Annotated in this window: 2 protein-coding genes and 1 tRNA gene; 2 read left to right on the top strand and 1 reads right to left on the bottom strand. The window is 64.0% G+C overall.

Annotated features, from left to right (window positions below; genetic code table 11):
* Positions 1 to 980 (top strand): alpha/beta hydrolase (locus LQV45_RS31455; protein ID WP_230011306.1); only part of this gene is annotated, 980 nt, incomplete at its 5' end.
* 114 nt (positions 981 to 1,094) lie between these two features.
* A tRNA-Thr gene (locus tag LQV45_RS31450) sits at positions 1,095 to 1,167 on the top strand.
* Positions 1,168 to 1,354: 187 nt separating this feature from the next.
* Here LQV45_RS31450 and LQV45_RS31445 read toward each other — a convergent pair.
* On the bottom strand, positions 1,355 to 1,541 hold a 187-nt coding region (locus tag LQV45_RS31445; protein WP_230011304.1), incomplete at its 5' end, for a DUF805 domain-containing protein.

Genomic DNA, 1,541 nt, shown 5'->3' with positions numbered 1-1,541 from the left:
CTGCCAAGTGCGTGGAGAAAACCGGGCCGGTGCTGGCCCACATCGACACCTTCAGTGCCGCCAAGGACCTCGACATCCTGCGCGGCGTGGCCAACGACTCAAAGCTGAACTACCTCGGCTACTCCTACGGGACCCTGCTGGGCTCCACCTATGCGTCGCTGTTTCCGGACAATGTGGGCCGGTTGGTCCTCGACGGCGCCATGGACCCGTCGCTGAGCAACGAGGAACTGACCCGCGACCAGGCCGTGGCCTTCGACAAGGCCCTCCACGCCTATGTCGCCAAATGCCAGCAGACGTCCGGATGCCCCCTCACGGGAAGCACCGAGGAAGGCGTCCAGCAGATCCACAACGCCATCAGCGCGGCCGAGGCGAACCCGCTGCCGGCGAAGGACGGACGGAAGGTCTCGGGCTCCACGTTTGTCAGCGGCCTCATCATCCCGCTCTACAACGATGACAACTGGCCGATCCTCACCCGTGCGCTCGCCACCGCCCTGGCCGGCGACGGCACCGGCATGTTGCAACTGGCCGACTTCGGCGCCGACCGCGATCCCAGCGGCACCTACACGTCAAACAGCACCTTCGCCTTCAACGCCATCAACTGCCTGGACTACCCGATGGTGTCCGACACCGCGTCCATGCGGGCCGAGGACCAGAAGCTGCGCCAGCTGTCGCCCACCCTGGGCTACTACTTCGCCTATGGCGGCAGCAACTGCAAGGACTGGCCGTACAAGAACGTCCGGACCCCTGCCCCGATCGAGTACAAGGGCTCGGCCCCGATTGTCGTAGTTGGAACCACCGGCGACCCGGCTACCCCCGTGGAATGGGCCAGTTCGCTGCGCAAGCAGCTTGGGAACGCCTCGCTGCTGACCTGGAAGGGTGAGGGCCACACGGCGTACGGCCGTTCCAACAGCTGCATCGGCAACGCGGTCGATGACTACCTGGTGGACGGAAAGGCCCCGGCGGACAACACCGTCTGCTAGGTCCGTGACGGGGCCGCATGGCGGCTTCGGTCGCTCATTTTGACCCGGACGCCGGGACTCTATTACAGTTGTCTCTTGCATGATCCGCCCGGTTCGCCGGGCATTCATGTGGTTGCTTCCTTAGCTCAGTTGGTAGAGCGTCTCACTCGTAATGAGAAGGTCGCCAGTTCGATTCTGGCAGGAAGCTCGGGAAGAACCCCGTATCACCGTTGACTCAACGGGGATACGGGGTTTTTTATTGGTTGCGGCGGGACGGGGCCGTACGGCCCCGCATAGGGCCAGGGCACACCTATGGCAGAAGAAGGCCCCGCAGCCCACGAGGGCGGCAGGGCCTTCTTGTAGTTCGTGCGGGGTCAGTGGGTGCGACCGGATGCTTATGCGGGGACGTCGAAGCGCTGGCCCTCGGGTTTTGATTCCAGCAGCGTGAAGACGAGGAGAATGATGCCGCCGATAAACGGGATGAGGACGATGAGGTACATCCAGCCGCTGAAGTTCGAGTCGTGGAGGCGACGGACCGTCAGGGCCAGGGACGGGACAATGACTGCCAGGAACCAGACGGCT

The organism is Microbacterium sp. Bi128 (assembly GCF_918698205.1).
Note: the sequence above shows the minus strand (reverse complement) of the source record. Positions and strands in the feature narration are given on the sequence as shown.